Origin of the sequence: Achromobacter spanius, assembly GCF_003994415.1 — a bacterium.
Lineage (GTDB): Bacteria > Pseudomonadota > Gammaproteobacteria > Burkholderiales > Burkholderiaceae_B > Achromobacter > Achromobacter spanius_C.
The window spans coordinates 4,065,124-4,079,167 of the sequence record NZ_CP034689.1 but is presented as its reverse complement, the minus strand read 5'-3'; the positions used below and the strand labels follow the sequence as shown (position 1 = coordinate 4,079,167).

Sequence of the window (14,044 nt, the reverse complement as noted above, 5' to 3'; positions counted from 1 at the left end):
CGGGTTTGTTCCAATCCCCCCAATCAGTTGTGCGCCAGCGGGTTTTCATGGCGCTTGAATGATGACGGACAAGCCCGCGGGCACACGCGAACCGCGTCCTTTCTGGGGCGCGTGGGGGGCAATCTTTGGATTCTTTATCTTGCCGGACACACAACTTACCAAGCGTCGCCTTGTCATCCTGATCTCGGGGCGGGGCAGCAACATGCAGGCGTTGGCCGAAGCCTGCCGCAACGAGGGCTGGCCGGCCGACATCGCCGCCGTCATCGCCAGCCGACCGGATGCGGGCGGCCTGGAGTGGGCCGCCGCCCAAGGCATCCCCACGGCAGCGCTGTACCACAAGGACTACCCCAGCCGCGAGGCTTTCGATGCTGCCCTGGCCGCCGAAATCGATCGCTATGCGCCTGATTACGTCATCCTGGCCGGTTTCATGCGCGTGCTGACGCCAGGCTTCGTCAACCATTACGCCGGCCGCCTGGTCAATATCCACCCATCGCTGTTGCCGGCATTTCCTGGCCTGCATACGCATGCCCAAGCCTTGGCCACCGGCGTGCGCGTGCATGGCTGCACCGTGCATTTCGTGACCCCGGTCCTGGACCACGGCCCCATCATTGCCCAGGGCTGTGTGCCGGTTTTGGCTGGGGATACGCCGGAACTGCTGGCCAACCGCGTGCTGGCCGTGGAACATCAGGCTTTTCCGGCTGCCGTGCGCTGGTTGGCCGAAGGCCGGGTTACCCTGACAAACGACCATCGGGTGGACGTGCAGGGGGATCCCGCACGCCTTTTCACCTGGTCGCCGGCCGCCTGAGCGGCCCTGAATCGCTTTTATCGGGCGGAACTCCTCCGCCCTACTGGAACACACCATGACTAAACCCCAATCTCCGCGTTCTCGTCCGGCAGGCTCCCCGAGGGCCGCCTCCGAAGGGCGCGACGGTCGGTCCTTCTTCTCGCGTCCCAAGGGCGAAGCCCGCGAGGCGCCGGTGCGCGAACGCGCCGAACGGGGGCGTGAAGAGCGCCCCAGCCGCGATGCCGGCCGCCCGGCGCCCCGTCCGTCCTACGACGCCCCGCGTGGTGAAAACCGCGGTGGTGAGCGGGCATCCTACGGTTCGGAGCGCCGTAGCGGCCAGGGACAAGGCCAGGGTCAAGGTCAGGGCCGACCGGATTCCCGTCCGTCGTACGGCAACGCCCCGCGTGGCGAGAACCGTAGCGGTGAACGTGGTTCCTATGGCTCGGAGCGCCGTGAAGGTTCGGGCCGTCCGGATTCGCGTCCGTCGTACGGCAATGGCCCGCGTGGCGACAGCCGTGGCGGTGAACGTGGTTCCTATGGCTCGGAGCGCCGTGAAGGTTCGGGTCGTCCGGATTCACGCCCGTCGTACGGCAATGGCCCGCGTGGCGACAGCCGTGGCGGCGAACGTGGTTCCTATGGCTCGGAGCGTCGCGAAGGCTCGGGCCGCCCGGATTCGCGTCCGTCGTACGGCAATGGCCCGCGTGGTGATAGCCGTGGCGGTGAACGTGGTTCCTATGGCTCGGAGCGCCGAGAAGGTTCGGGTCGTCCGGATTCGCGCCCGTCGTACGGCAATGGCCCGCGCGGTGACAGCCGTGGCGGTGAACGTGGTTCCTATGCTTCGGATCGCCGTGAAAGCCAGGACCGTTCGGATTCGCGTCCGTCCTATGACGGCCCGCGCGGCGACGACCGTGGTGAACGCGGCCAATATGCTGGCCAACGTGGTGGCGATGCCCATCAGGGCAGTCGTGATCAGAACGCGCCAAAGCCGCAGTTCAATCGTCCCCGCCAGTCTTATGCAGCCATCCGCATCGATCAAGTCCAGCGTGTTTTGGGCGAAATCCTGCAATGGACCTATCCGGCTGATGCCGCGCTGTCGCACTGGCTGCGTCACCACCCCAACCTGGGCGCGCGCGATCGCTCCGAGGTTGCCGAGGCCGTCTATGATGTGCTGCGCCATCTGCGCCGTTATCGCCAGTTTGGCGAAAGCGGCGTGGGACCCGCATCGCGCCGCCTGGCCATCCTGGGCCTGAACGCGACGCTGGGTGCCGAGGCGCTGGAAGAGGGCATGGACGCCGCTGAGGCCGAATGGCTCAAGCGCGTGTCGCAAATTGACCTGTCGACCTTGCCGCGTGCCATTCGCGGCAGCATTCCCGACTGGCTGGATGAGCGCCTGGCGCTGATGGACAGCCCGGACACCCTCGTCGAAGCGCTGAATCGCCAGGCCAGCCTGGACCTACGCGTAAACCCCCTCAAGGTTGAACGCGACGCCATGCTGACCGAATTGCAGCAAAGCGCCGGCCGCTACGAACCCGTAGCCATGCCGTATTCGCCGTGGGGCATCCGCATGGAAGGGCGTCCGGCAATCAACCGCTGGCCGCAGTTCGAAAACGGCAGCATCGAAGTGCAGGACGAAGGCAGCCAGTTGCTGGCGCTGCTGGTTGCCCCGCGCCGTGGCGAAATGATCATCGATTTCTGCGCGGGCGCTGGCGGCAAAACGCTGCTGCTGGGGGCGCTGATGCGCTCCACCGGCCGCCTGTACGCCTTCGACGTCTCGGCCGCCCGTCTCGCGCGCGCCAAGCCCCGTTTCGCGCGCAGTGGCCTGTCCAACGTGGTGCCTGTCGTGATCGACAGCGAAAACGATTCCCGCGTGAAGCGCCTGGCCGGCAAGGCCCAGCGCGTGCTGGTCGATGCGCCGTGCAGCGGCATCGGCACCTTGCGCCGCAATCCTGACCTGAAGTGGCGCCAGCACCCCCAGGCGCTGGCTGAACTGGGGCAGTTGCAAGAACGCATCCTGAATAGTGCCGCCCGTTGCGTGGCGCCGGGTGGACGTCTGGTCTATGCCACCTGCAGCCTGTTGGCGGAAGAAAACGAGGTGCAGGCCGAACGTTTCCTGGCCAGCCACCCTGATTTCGAACGTCTTGATGCCGCCGAAATCCTGGCCTCGCGCTGCGAAACGCTGAAGCTGGAAGGCCCGTATCTGCAATTGCGTCCCGACGTGCATGGCACCGACGGCTTTTTCGCGGCGGTATTCGAGCGCAAAAAGAAGGGCGCGGCAGCGGAGCCGGCGGCGGCAGGCGTAGCGGTTGACGCTGACCTGGCGGAAGACGGCAGCCAGGAAGTGCTGGCGGAAAGCGGGGTCAAGGCCACGCCGGTCGAAGCCGAGGCGGCTGAGGGTAAACCGGTGATGGAACCCATGGCTGATGCCGAGGCTGGCACCGAGGTAGACACCGGGGCTGACACCGAGGCACCGGGCAAGCCGGCCTGACACCCTGTGCGGCGCGCGCTGGCTATCTGGCCGGCGTGACGCCCACCGTGGCGCTGTAACGACGGGTGCCCAAGGTCTTGTTCTGGTATTTCACCTGCCAGGCCAGGGTGTCCGAGCCCGGCTGGTCGGCAATATAGACCACCTGGGACACCGCCACGGACTTATAGGCGCAGCGGCCAGAATCGCTGGATTGTCCGCGAGTCTGCACGATGCTGGCCTTGCCCAGGCGGGGCTTCTCCGTGATCACCACGTACGGTGCTCGCAGTGCCAGGCAGTCCGACCCGCGAATTTCGTAGTACGACGCCAACACGGCCACGTCACCCGACTTCATTGCCTGGGCGGACACGGGGGTGTGTAGCACCAGCGCAAGGAAGGCAAGGGCCGAAAACAATAAGGGACGGGGTTTTGTCAGCAGCATCAGTGGGGCAAATGAGACAGTTCGTCGGCATTTTAGGGGTGAAATTTTGCCCTGCGCATATGTCTTGGGAAAAACTGTCGGGGGAGACACCATGTATTCCCCCAGCGCCTTTGCTGACAGGAACTTTAATTGCGGATGGTGGCCAAAATCTGGTGTCTTTGCGAATACCCCGCAACTATCAGGGGTAGCCGGCCCAAAGCGCCGCATGTCCGCAAGGCTAGCCTCGCGATCTGTCCGAAGTGATCGCGAGAGTGGCTTTTTTTGCTCTAAAAGCAGGGCTTAGTCCTTGATTTCGCTCAAAAACTATTTTGAAACTACCTTGTCATAAGTCGGCAAAGGTAAGCTAAACTTCAGGCACTTAACAAGCGAGGCTCATAACAGCTTTATGGATTACATCCTCTCCTTCATTGCCGGCGGTCTGACCCAAGCCACTTGGTGGCAGATTGTCGTTTTCACCTTGGTCGTGACGCACATCACGATTGTTGCGGTCACCGTCTTCCTCCATCGCAGCCAAGCGCACCGCGGTCTGGATCTCCATCCAGCCGTCATGCATTTCTTCCGCTTCTGGCTCTGGATGACGACCGGCATGGTCACCAAGGAATGGGTCGCCATTCACCGCAAGCACCACGCCAAGTGCGAAAAGGAAGGCGATCCTCACTCGCCCATGCTGTTCGGCATCTGGAAGGTGCTGTTCCGCGGCGCGGAGCTGTACCGCGAAGAATCGAACAACAAGGAAACCATGGCCAAGTTCGGCCACGGCACGCCTGACGACTGGCTCGAACGCAACGTCTACAGCAAGCACAGCTTGTGGGGCGTGTTGTCCATGCTTGCCATCGACGTCGCCCTGTTCGGCGCTGTCGGCGTCACGGTGTGGGCGGTTCAGATGGCCTGGATTCCCTTCTGGGCAGCCGGCGTCGTCAACGGTATCGGCCACTACTGGGGCTACCGCAACTACAACAGCCCGGACACCAGCACCAACGTGTTCCCCTGGGGCATCGTGATTGGCGGCGAAGAGCTGCACAACAACCACCACGCCCACGGCACGTCGGCCAAGTTCTCGGCCAAGTGGTACGAATTTGACATCGGCTGGGCCTACATCAACATCCTGAAGTTCTTTGGCCTGGCCAAGATCAAGAAGGTTGCGCCCAAGCTGAAGCTGGACGACACCCGCACCGGCATCGATCTGCGCACGCTGCAAGGCGTGATCACGCACCGCTACGAAGTCATGGCCCGCTACGCGGACGTGATCAAGAGCGCCGCTCGCGAAGAAATGAACAAGTTGAAGGCCTCGCGCCAGGAAGGCAACGCGGATTGCGGCTATACCAAGCTGCGTCAGGTGCGTAGTGCCCTGCACCGCAACGAGGACATCCTCCAGCCGGAAACCCTGGCTGCCGTGGACAGCGCCATTGCCCAGAACAAGTCGCTGTCGACGCTGGTGCAAATGCGTCGTGAACTCGGCCGCATCTGGGAAAGCTCCAGCGCCAGCAGCGAACAGCTTCTTCATGACCTGCAGGCCTGGTGCCAGCGCGCCCAGCAAAGCGGCATCGCCGGGCTCGAGCAATTTGCTCAACATCTGCGCCGCTACGCGGCATGATGCTAGAGAAGCTCAACCCTGAACAACGCGCCGCAGTAACGTTAGAACCGCAGCACGCCCTGGTCTTGGCCGGGGCGGGCAGCGGGAAGACCCGGGTACTCACTACCCGCATGGCCTGGCTGATTCAAACCGGCCAGGCCTCGCCTTTTGGGCTGCTGGCAGTCACGTTCACCAATAAGGCAGCCCGCGAAATGCTGGCGCGTATGTCGGCGATTCTGCCGATCGATACGCGTGGCTTGTGGATCGGCACGTTTCACGGTTTGTGCAACCGCATGCTGCGCGCGCACCACCGTGATGCCGGCTTGCCGCAAAGCTTCCAGATCCTGGATGTCACCGATCAGCTTGCCGCCATCAAGCGCCTGATGAAGGCCAATGGCGTCGACGATGAAAAGTACCCGCCGCGCGACGTGCAGCGCTTCATCAATGGTGCCAAGGAAGAAGGCCTTCGTCCGCAAGACGTCGAGGCCTACGATGCCCATCGCCGCCGCCTGATCGAGATCTATCAGCTTTACGAAGCCCAATGCCAGCGCGAAGGCGTGGTCGACTTCGCCGAGTTGCTGCTGCGGGCCTATGAGCTGCTGTCGCGCAATGCGCCGGTGCGCGAGCATTACCAGCGCCGCTTCCGCCACATTCTGGTGGACGAGTTCCAAGACACCAATACCCTGCAATACAAGTGGCTGCGCCTGTTGGCCGGTGGTGGCGCCGCCATCTTCGCCGTGGGCGACGATGACCAGTCCATCTACGCCTTCCGTGGCGCGAACGTCGGCAACATGTCCGACTTCGAGCGCGACTATGCGCATGGCACCGTGATTCGCCTGGAACAGAACTACCGTTCGTTCGGCCACATCCTGGATTCCGCCAACGCACTCATCGGCCACAACAGCGGCCGCCTGGGCAAGAACCTGTGGACGGACCAGGGCGAAGGCGAACCGGTGCGTGTCATCGAACAGCCTTCCGACGGCATGGAAGCCCAATGGATCGTGGACGAAATCCGTTCGCTCATTCATGACGGCAGCCTGCGCCGCGAGATCGCTGTTCTGTACCGCAGCAACGCGCAATCGCGCGTGATCGAGCACGCCATCTTCTCGGCCGGCATTCCGTACAAAGTCTATGGCGGGCTGCGCTTCTTCGAACGTCAGGAAATCAAGCACGCGCTGGCCTATCTGCGCTTGATGGCCAACCCGCACGACGATACCTCGTGGATGCGCGTCGTCAATTTCCCGACACGCGGCATTGGTGCGCGCACGCTGGAGCAACTGGCCGACGCAGCCCGCGCGCACGACACCAGCCTGTACGGCGCGGTGGCGTTGGTGGGCGGCAAGGGCGGTTCCAACCTGGCCCAGTTTGCCCAACTGATTCATCGCCTGATCGAAGAAACGCGCGACCTGCCTCTGCCGGAAATGGTTGAGCACATGCTCGAGACCAGCGGCCTGAATGCCCATTACAAGGCGGAACGCGAAGGCGCCGAGCGGCTGGAAAACTTGAACGAGTTGATCACGGCCGCTGCGGTGTTTGCGTCCGAAGAAAACTACGACGGCATGCCTGCCGGTGTGGTGCCCGACCAGGCCACCTCGTCGACGCTGATGCCCGGCGTGGTTGACGCGCCCATCGTGGCTTCCGACGGGTTGACGCCGCTGGCGGGCTTCCTGTCGCACGCCGCACTGGAAGCCGGCGACAACCAGGCCCAACAAGGCCAGGACGCGGTCCAGCTCATGACGGTGCATGCCGCCAAGGGTCTGGAATTCGACGCGGTCTTCATCACCGGCCTGGAAGAAGGGCTGTTCCCGCACGAGAACAGCATCCTGGAGCAGTCGGGGCTGGAAGAAGAGCGCCGTCTGATGTATGTGGCGATCACGCGCGCCCGGCAGCGCCTGTACATCAGCCTGGCCCAAAGCCGGATGCTGCATGGCCAGACGCGCTACGCGATGCGTTCGCGCTTCCTGGACGAGATTCCCGAAGAGCATCTGAAGTGGCTGTCGCCCAAGGCCGGCCTGGCGCCGCTCAGCAGCACGGGCGCTGGTTGGGGCGGTGGCAACCGTGGCGACGCATTCGGCCGCAAGGCCACCAATACCATTGCGCCGCGTCAACCTCGTGGCATCGCAAGCGGTGTCACGGTGGGCGACAAGCAGTATCGTGTGGGTCAGGGCGTGCATCACGCGCGGTTTGGCGATGGCACGATTATTGGCTTGAGCGGGGCCGGTCAGGACGCCCAGGCAGAAATCCAGTTTCGCGACGTGGGCGCCAAGACCTTGGCGCTGGGTATCGCGAAGCTTGATATTGTTCAGGGTTAAACATGGCCAACAACGAGTCCCCAAAAGCCGAGCTGGCGTCGCTGCGTGCCGAGATCGACGAAATCGACCAGCAAATCATGCTGCTGTTGGGCGTGCGCTTTCGCTGCACGGATATGCTGGGCGAACTGAAAACCAACCACGGCATGGACCTGGTGGACCCCGTCAGGGAAACCCAGCAGGTCGAGCGCATCCGCCGTTTGGCCGAAGAAGCGGGCGTGCCGCCTGCCTTGGCCGAAACCATCCTGCGTGAAGTGATCGACACCGTGGTCGATAATCACACCCGCCTGCGCGAACGTCCGTACTCGTAAACGGATGAGCGGGGGGCCTGTTGGCCCCCCGTTTTTTATTGCGTCAGGCTTCGCTTTGATCGATTTCTTCCAGCGAACCCTGGATTTCAAGCCATTGCTCTTCCAGTTCGTCCATGCGCTTGCCGTGTTCTCCGTGCTCGGCCATGACCTTCTGGCGTTCCGCACGGCGCGCATCGGAATACAGATCGGCGTCGGCGATGATGGCATCCAGCGCGTGCAGCTTGGCGCGCAGTTTTTCCATCTCGGCCTCGACTTTGGCCAGCTTGGATTCCAGCGGCTTGCGCAGCGCTGACAGGCGTTGGCGTTGTTCTGCCTCGGCCCGACGCTGCGCCTTCCGGTCTACAACGGGTTCGCTGCCTTCGGCGCTTTCGCGTGCGGCCTCCGCCCGTTCGCCGGCATTGCGCGCAGCCAGCCAATCCCGATAGTCTTCAAGGTCGCCGTCGAACTCGCGCACCGCGCCGTCCGCGACGATCCAGAAGCTGTCCACGGTGGTGCGCAGCAGGTGCCGGTCGTGCGAAACCAGCAGCATGCTGCCGCCGAAGTCGGCCAGCGCGGCGGCCAGGGCCTCGCGGGTTTCCACATCCAAGTGGTTGCTGGGTTCGTCCAGCAGCAGCAGGTTGGGCTTTTGCCAGACGATCAAGGACAGCGCCAGGCGCGCCTTTTCACCGCCGGACATCGGGCCGACCTTGCTGGTGACCGTGTCGCCAGAAAAACCGAAGCCGCCCAGGTAATTGCGCAGTTCCTGTTCGCGCGTTTCCGGCGCCAGGCGCGCCAGATGGGCGATAGGCGTGCTGTCCACGTCCAGCATGTCCAGCTGATGCTGGTGAAAGTAGCCGATGGCCAAGCCGCGCGAGGCGCGGCGTTCTCCGGCCTGCACGGGGATTTCTTCCGCCAGGGTCTTGATCAGCGTGCTCTTGCCCGCGCCATTGGCGCCCAGCACCCCCACACGGCTGCCCGCGCGCACCATGAGCGTGACGTCGCGCAGGATGGGAATGGTGTTGCCCGCCGCGTCGGTATAGCCGGCGGACAAGTGCTCCAGCGTCAGCAGCGGGTCGGGCACCTGGTCAGGCGAGGGGATGCGAATGTCGATGCCCGCTTCCGCATGCAGCGGCGCCAGCACCTGCATGCGCGCCAGCGCCTTGACCCGGCTTTGCGCCTGCTTGGCCTTGGACGCCTTGGCCTTGAAGCGGTCAATGAAACCTTGCAGGCGCGCGGTTTCGCGGGTCTGGCGTTCGTAGGCAATATTGGTCTGGCGCAGGCGCTCGGCGCGTTGCGTCAGGAAATCACCATAACCCCCGCGATAGCGCACCAGCTTGGCGTGGTCGAAATGCAAGATGGACTTGGCCACCGCGTCCAGGAACTCGGTGTCGTGGGAGATCAGCATGACGGTGCCCGGATAGGCGCCCAGCCATTTCTCCAGCCACAGCATCGCGTCCAGATCCAGGTGGTTGGTGGGTTCGTCCAGCAGCAGCAGTTCGGACGGGGCCATCAGCGCGCTGGCCAAGGCCAGGCGCATGCGCCAGCCGCCGGAAAAACTCTCGACCGGCAGCATCCATTCGCTGGGCTTGAAACCCAGGCCGGCCAGCAACTGCTCGGCACGCGACGCGGCGCTCCAGGCGCCCGCTTCGATCAGCGCGGCTTCCACTTCGGCGATCTGCGTGCCTTGGTCGTCCGTGAGTTCGGCGCGGCGCGCCTGCAACTCACGCAGGTGCGTGTCGCCGTCAATGACGAATTCGCGGGCAGGGCGGTCGTCGGCATCCAGTTCCTGCTTGACGCTGGCGATACGCCAACCCGCGGGCAGGTTCACCGTGCCGGCGTCCAGGTCCAGCGCGCCGGTCAGCAGCGCGAACAGCGAGGACTTGCCCGCGCCGTTCTTGCCGACGATGCCAACGCGCTCGCCCGGGTGCACGACAAATTCAGCGTTATCCAACAGCACTTTCGTGCCACGGCGCAGGGTCAATCCAGTAGCGCGTATCACAGGCTGAGTTGCTCTTGGGTAAGCAGCAGGATCTGGTCCGAGGCTTCTTCCGTGTCCAGCCAGACGGGCGACAACTGTGGGAAGGCGGCTTCGAAGAAGTCGCGCTCGTGGCCGATCTCCAGCACGATCACGCCGTCGGGCGTCAGGTACTGGGGGGCCGCCGCCAGAATGCGCCGCACGAGGTCCATGCCGTCCTCGCCGCCGGCCAGCGCCAGATGCGGTTCATGGCGGTATTCCTGCGGCAGCACATTCATGGAGCCACTGTTCACATAAGGCGGATTGCAGATGATGACGTCGTACTGGCGTGCGGGCAGGGCGTCGAACAGATTGCTTTCGTGCAGGTCCAGCCGGTCTTGCAGGCCGTAGTCGTCCACATTGCGACGGGCCACTTGCAGCGCGTCGGCCGACACATCCACCGCATCCACGTGGGCGTAGGGGAAGGCCATGGCCGACAGGATGGCCAGGCAGCCCGAACCGGTGCACATGTCCAGCACGTTTTCCACGGCGCTTGCGTCCTGCACCCAGGGTGAAAGCCCTTGGTCCAGCAGTTCGGCGATAGGCGAGCGGGGCACGATGACGCGCTTATCCACGTAGAAGCGGTGACCGCGCAGCCAGGCCTCGTTGGTGAGGTAGGCGGCGGGTACGCGCTCGGTGACGCGGCGTTCCAGCAGGTCCAGCACGCGGTCACGTTCTTCACGAACGACGCGGGCATCCAAAAACGGTTCCAGCGTGTCCAGCGGCAGGTGCAGGGCGTGCAGCGTCAGGTAGACCGCCTCGTCCCAGGCGTTGTCGCTGCCGTGCCCCAACGCCACCTGGGCGCTGTTCAGGCGCGATACCCCATAGCGGATGAGGTCACGCAGGGTCAGCAATTCTTGGCGGGCGGATTGATACATAACAGGCCTTGTATTCCCCGTTCAGTTTGCCGAAGCGGGGAAAAAACACCCCCCTCTGAAGGGGGGCAGAGCGTCCGCGTAGCGGCGTTTTACTTTGCTAAGAGCAGGTTTTCCAGCGTGCGGCGATAGATGTTCTTAAGCGGCTCCAGCGAGGCCACTTCGATGCGTTCATTCACCTTGTGGATCGTGGCGTTGCCAGGGCCGAACTCAATCACCTGCGGACAGATCTTGGCGATGAAGCGGCCGTCGGACGTGCCACCGGTGGTGGACAGTTCGGTGGTGACGCCGGTTTCAGCGTGAATGGCCTGCACCAGCGCATCCGTCAACGAACCGCGCGGGGTCAAGAACGGCTCGCCGCCCAGATCCCAGTCCAGTTCATATTCCAGGCCGTGCTTGTTCAGCACCGCATGCACGCGCGACTTCAGGCTTTCCGGCGTGCTGGCCGTCGAGAAGCGGAAGTTGAACAGCGCCACGGCTTCGCCCGGCACCACGTTGGTAGCTCCCGTGCCCGAATTCAGGTTCGACACCTGGAACGTCGTGGGCGGGAAGTATTCGTTGCCCTGGTCCCATTCGATGCCGACGATCTCGGCCAGCGCCGGCGCCAACTGGTGCACCGGGTTGCGTGCCAGGTGTGGGTACGCCACGTGGCCCTGGATGCCCTTTACCGTCAACTTGCCCGACAAGGAGCCACGGCGGCCATTCTTGCAGGTGTCGCCCAGCACATCGCCGGAAGTCGGCTCGCCCACAATGCAGTAATCCAGCTTTTCGCCGCGTGCCTTCAAGGCGTCGCAAACGATGGCCGTACCGTCGATGGACGGGCCTTCTTCGTCCGACGTGATCAACAGCGCGATCGAACCGCCGTGCTGGGGGTGGGCCGCCACGAATTCCTCGGCCGCCACCACGAAGGCGGCGATCGAGCTTTTCATGTCGGCCGCCCCACGGCCGTACAGCCAGCCGTCGCGTTCGGTGGGCACGAACGGGTCGCTATCCCACTTTTCGCGCGGACCCGGAGGCACCACATCCGTGTGGCCGGCGAACACGGTCAGCGGCGCGGCGCTGCCGCGCCGGGCCCACAGATTGGTGACGCCGCCTTGTGCGATGGTCTCGCACGTAAAGCCGATGCGCTCCAGCCGGGCGGCAAGCGCCGCCTGGCAATCTTCGTCCGCCGGGGTGACCGACGGACGGGCGATCAGGTCCTTGACCAGATCCAGTACGGCAGACGTGCTCATTACGCCCTCAGCAGATCATTGATGCTGGTCTTGGCGCGCGTTTGCGCATCGACACGCTTGACGATGACGGCACAAGCCAGGCTGTGCGAGCCATCAGCCGACGGCAGCGAGCCCGGCACCACGACCGAACCCGAGGGCACGCGGCCGTACGTGATCTTGCCCGTGGCGCGGTCAAAGATCTTGGTGCTTTGCGACAGGAACACACCCATGGCCAGCACCGAGTTTTCTTCCACGACCACGCCTTCAACGACTTCCGAGCGGGCGCCGATGAAGCAGTTGTCTTCAATGATGGTGGGGTTGGCTTGCAGCGGCTCCAGCACGCCGCCAATGCCCACGCCACCCGACAGGTGGACGTTCTTGCCGATCTGGGCGCACGAACCAACGGTGGCCCAGGTGTCGACCATGGTGCCTTCGTCGACGTAGGCGCCAATGTTCACGTAGGACGGCATCAGCACGACGTTGCGGCCGATGAAGGCGCCGCGGCGGGCGACGGCGGGCGGCACCACGCGGTAGCCGCCTTGCTTGAAGGCGTTGTCGCCGTATTCCGAGAACTTGAGCGGCACCTTGTCGTAGAACTGCAGCGGGGCTTCGCCCATGATGGCGTTGTCGCTCAGGCGGAACGACAGCAGCACGGCCTTCTTGATCCACTGGTGCACAACCCAGTCGTCGTTGATTTTTTCAGCCACGCGCAGGCGGCCCAGATCCAGCCCGTCGATGGTGTGTTCCACCGCCTCGCGCACCTCGGCGCTGGCGTCGGCGGGCGTCAGGTTGGCCCGGTCGTCCCAGGCTTTTTCGATGGTGGTCTGCAGGTCGAGAGTCATAGCGGCTCAGCTTTTAAAGGTTGATCAAACAGAAGTGTGTACAAAATGGGCGATGCGCTCGGCTGCCTGCACGCAGTCAGCCAAGGGCGCCACCAGCGCAATACGAATGCGGCCCTGGCCGGGATTCACACCGTGTGCCTCCCTCGCCAGAAAACTGCCCGGCAGAACGGTAACACCCGTGCGGCCGTAAAGGTCGCGCGCGAACGCCGTTTCCGAGCCCGGCGTGGCCGCCCACAGGTAAAAAGAAGCCTGCGGCCGTGACACATCCAGCACGTTTTCCAGAATGGGCACGACCGCATCGAACTTTTCACGGTACAGACGCCGGTTGTCTTTCACGTGCGCCTCGTCCGTCCAGGCGGCGATACTGGCGGCCGATACCAGCGGGCTCATGGCACTGCCATGATACGTGCGATACAGCAGAAAGCGGCCGATAAGCGCAGCGTCACCCGCCACGAAGCCGGAACGCAGGCCGGGCACGTTGGAGCGCTTGGACAAGCTGGAAAAGCACACCAGGTTGCGGTAGTCGTCCCGGCCCAGGCGGCGCGCGGCCTGCAAGCCGCCCAGCGGGGCGTCGCCTTCGTCCAGGTAGATCTCGGAATAGCATTCGTCCGACGCAATGACAAAACCGTGGCGGTCAGACAGCTTGAACAGCGTTTCCCATTCGTCCAGCGACATGACGTTGCCGGCCGGGTTGCCCGGCGAGCACACGAACACCAGCCGCGTTTTCTTCCAGACGGCGTCGGGCACCTGGTTCCAGTCGCTGGCGAAGTTGCGCAGCGCGTCGGCGTTGACGAAGTAAGGCGTGGCGCCCGCCAGCAGTGTGGCGCCTTCATATATTTGGTAGAACGGGTTGGGGCAGATCACCACCGAACCGGCCGACGGGTCGATCACAGTCTGGGTGAAGGCGAACAGCGCTTCGCGCGATCCCAGCGCCGGCAGCACCTGGGTGTCGGCGTCGGGTGCGGGAATGCTGTAGCGGCGCGCCAACCAGTCCGATATCGCCTGACGCAGCGCCGGGTCGCCCTTGGTCGAGGGGTAGACCGACAAGCCTTCCATATGGTTGCGGATCGCCTCCGCCACGCGCTCGGGCGCGGCGTGCTTGGGCTCGCCAATCGACAAATTGATAGGCGTCAGGCCGTCCGGCTGCGAGCTGGCAGAGGCCAGCAACGCGCGCAATTTTTCGAACGGGTAGGGGTGTAAAGCATCGAGGCGCGGATTCATGACGCAAGATTTTAACAAGCAA

Annotated in this window: 11 protein-coding genes; 5 read left to right on the top strand and 6 right to left on the bottom strand. The window is 63.9% G+C overall.

What is annotated here, in order from left to right; all coding sequences use genetic code 11:
- The first annotated feature begins 202 nt into the window (after positions 1-202).
- Both purN and ELS24_RS31610 read left to right on the top strand, forming a co-directional pair.
- The gene (gene purN / locus ELS24_RS18585; protein WP_230695379.1) at positions 203-805 is read left to right on the top strand and encodes a phosphoribosylglycinamide formyltransferase; all 603 of its coding nucleotides are present in this window, start codon (positions 203-205) and stop codon (positions 803-805) included.
- A 1,000-nt stretch (positions 806-1,805) separates the two neighbouring features.
- Positions 1,806-3,269: an RsmB/NOP family class I SAM-dependent RNA methyltransferase gene (locus ELS24_RS31610; protein ID WP_417219209.1), complete on the top strand. Its 1,464-nt coding sequence runs from the start codon at positions 1,806-1,808 to the stop codon at positions 3,267-3,269.
- Positions 3,270-3,291: 22 nt separating this feature from the next.
- Here ELS24_RS31610 and ELS24_RS18575 read toward each other — a convergent pair whose 3' ends face one another.
- On the bottom strand, positions 3,292-3,615 hold the full coding sequence (locus ELS24_RS18575; RefSeq protein WP_230695369.1) for a hypothetical protein: 324 nt from the start codon (positions 3,613-3,615) through the stop codon (positions 3,292-3,294).
- A 457-nt stretch (positions 3,616-4,072) separates the two neighbouring features.
- Here ELS24_RS18575 and ELS24_RS18570 point away from each other — a divergent pair, with 457 nt between their 5' ends.
- Genes ELS24_RS18570 through ELS24_RS18560 form a run of 3 tightly spaced genes read left to right on the top strand, consistent with a single transcriptional unit; the run spans position 4,073 to position 7,880 of the window.
- Entirely contained in the window at positions 4,073-5,281 is a 1,209-nt protein-coding gene (locus tag ELS24_RS18570) for a DesA family fatty acid desaturase (RefSeq protein WP_050445253.1), read from the top strand.
- On the top strand, positions 5,278-7,572 hold the full coding sequence (locus ELS24_RS18565; RefSeq protein ID WP_127184992.1) for a UvrD-helicase domain-containing protein: 2,295 nt from the start codon (positions 5,278-5,280) through the stop codon (positions 7,570-7,572). Before ELS24_RS18570 ends, ELS24_RS18565 begins: the two co-directional genes overlap by 4 nt.
- A gap of 2 nt (positions 7,573-7,574) precedes the next feature.
- Positions 7,575-7,880: a chorismate mutase gene (locus ELS24_RS18560; RefSeq protein ID WP_050445255.1), complete on the top strand. Its 306-nt coding sequence runs from the start codon at positions 7,575-7,577 to the stop codon at positions 7,878-7,880.
- A gap of 43 nt (positions 7,881-7,923) precedes the next feature.
- Here the strand turns inward: ELS24_RS18560 and ELS24_RS18555 are convergent, their stop codons facing one another.
- From ELS24_RS18555 to dapC, 5 genes are all read right to left on the bottom strand, one after another.
- The gene (locus tag ELS24_RS18555; protein WP_127184991.1) at positions 7,924-9,858 is read right to left on the bottom strand and encodes an ABC-F family ATP-binding cassette domain-containing protein; all 1,935 of its coding nucleotides are present in this window, start codon (positions 9,856-9,858) and stop codon (positions 7,924-7,926) included.
- Positions 9,855-10,751, bottom strand: coding sequence for a 50S ribosomal protein L3 N(5)-glutamine methyltransferase (prmB, locus tag ELS24_RS18550; protein WP_127184990.1), 897 nt, complete (start codon positions 10,749-10,751; stop codon positions 9,855-9,857). Before prmB ends, ELS24_RS18555 begins: the two co-directional genes overlap by 4 nt.
- An 89-nt stretch (positions 10,752-10,840) precedes the next feature.
- Complete coding sequence (gene dapE / locus ELS24_RS18545) at positions 10,841-11,980, bottom strand: succinyl-diaminopimelate desuccinylase (RefSeq protein WP_127184989.1); 1,140 nt, start codon at positions 11,978-11,980, stop codon at positions 10,841-10,843.
- Positions 11,980-12,801: a 2,3,4,5-tetrahydropyridine-2,6-dicarboxylate N-succinyltransferase gene (dapD, locus tag ELS24_RS18540; protein ID WP_050445261.1), complete on the bottom strand. Its 822-nt coding sequence runs from the start codon at positions 12,799-12,801 to the stop codon at positions 11,980-11,982. Before dapD ends, dapE begins: the two co-directional genes overlap by 1 nt.
- Before the next feature lie 24 nt (positions 12,802-12,825).
- Positions 12,826-14,022 (bottom strand): succinyldiaminopimelate transaminase, encoded by a 1,197-nt coding sequence (dapC, locus tag ELS24_RS18535; RefSeq protein WP_164741268.1) that lies wholly within the window; start codon positions 14,020-14,022, stop codon positions 12,826-12,828.
- Positions 14,023-14,044 lie beyond the last annotated feature (22 nt).

Coding starts and splice junctions, on each gene's coding strand:
- purN (WP_230695379.1), top strand. CDS start 203: ATGCAGGCGTTGGCCGAAGCCTGCCGCAACGAGGGCTGGCCGGCCGAC.
- dapD (WP_050445261.1), bottom strand. CDS start 12,801: ATGACTCTCGACCTGCAGACCACCATCGAAAAAGCCTGGGACGACCGG.
- ELS24_RS18565 (WP_127184992.1), top strand. CDS start 5,278: ATGATGCTAGAGAAGCTCAACCCTGAACAACGCGCCGCAGTAACGTTA.
- prmB (WP_127184990.1), bottom strand. CDS start 10,751: ATGTATCAATCCGCCCGCCAAGAATTGCTGACCCTGCGTGACCTCATC.
- dapC (WP_164741268.1), bottom strand. CDS start 14,022: ATGAATCCGCGCCTCGATGCTTTACACCCCTACCCGTTCGAAAAATTG.
- ELS24_RS18570 (WP_050445253.1), top strand. CDS start 4,073: ATGGATTACATCCTCTCCTTCATTGCCGGCGGTCTGACCCAAGCCACT.
- ELS24_RS18560 (WP_050445255.1), top strand. CDS start 7,575: ATGGCCAACAACGAGTCCCCAAAAGCCGAGCTGGCGTCGCTGCGTGCC.
- dapE (WP_127184989.1), bottom strand. CDS start 11,980: ATGAGCACGTCTGCCGTACTGGATCTGGTCAAGGACCTGATCGCCCGT.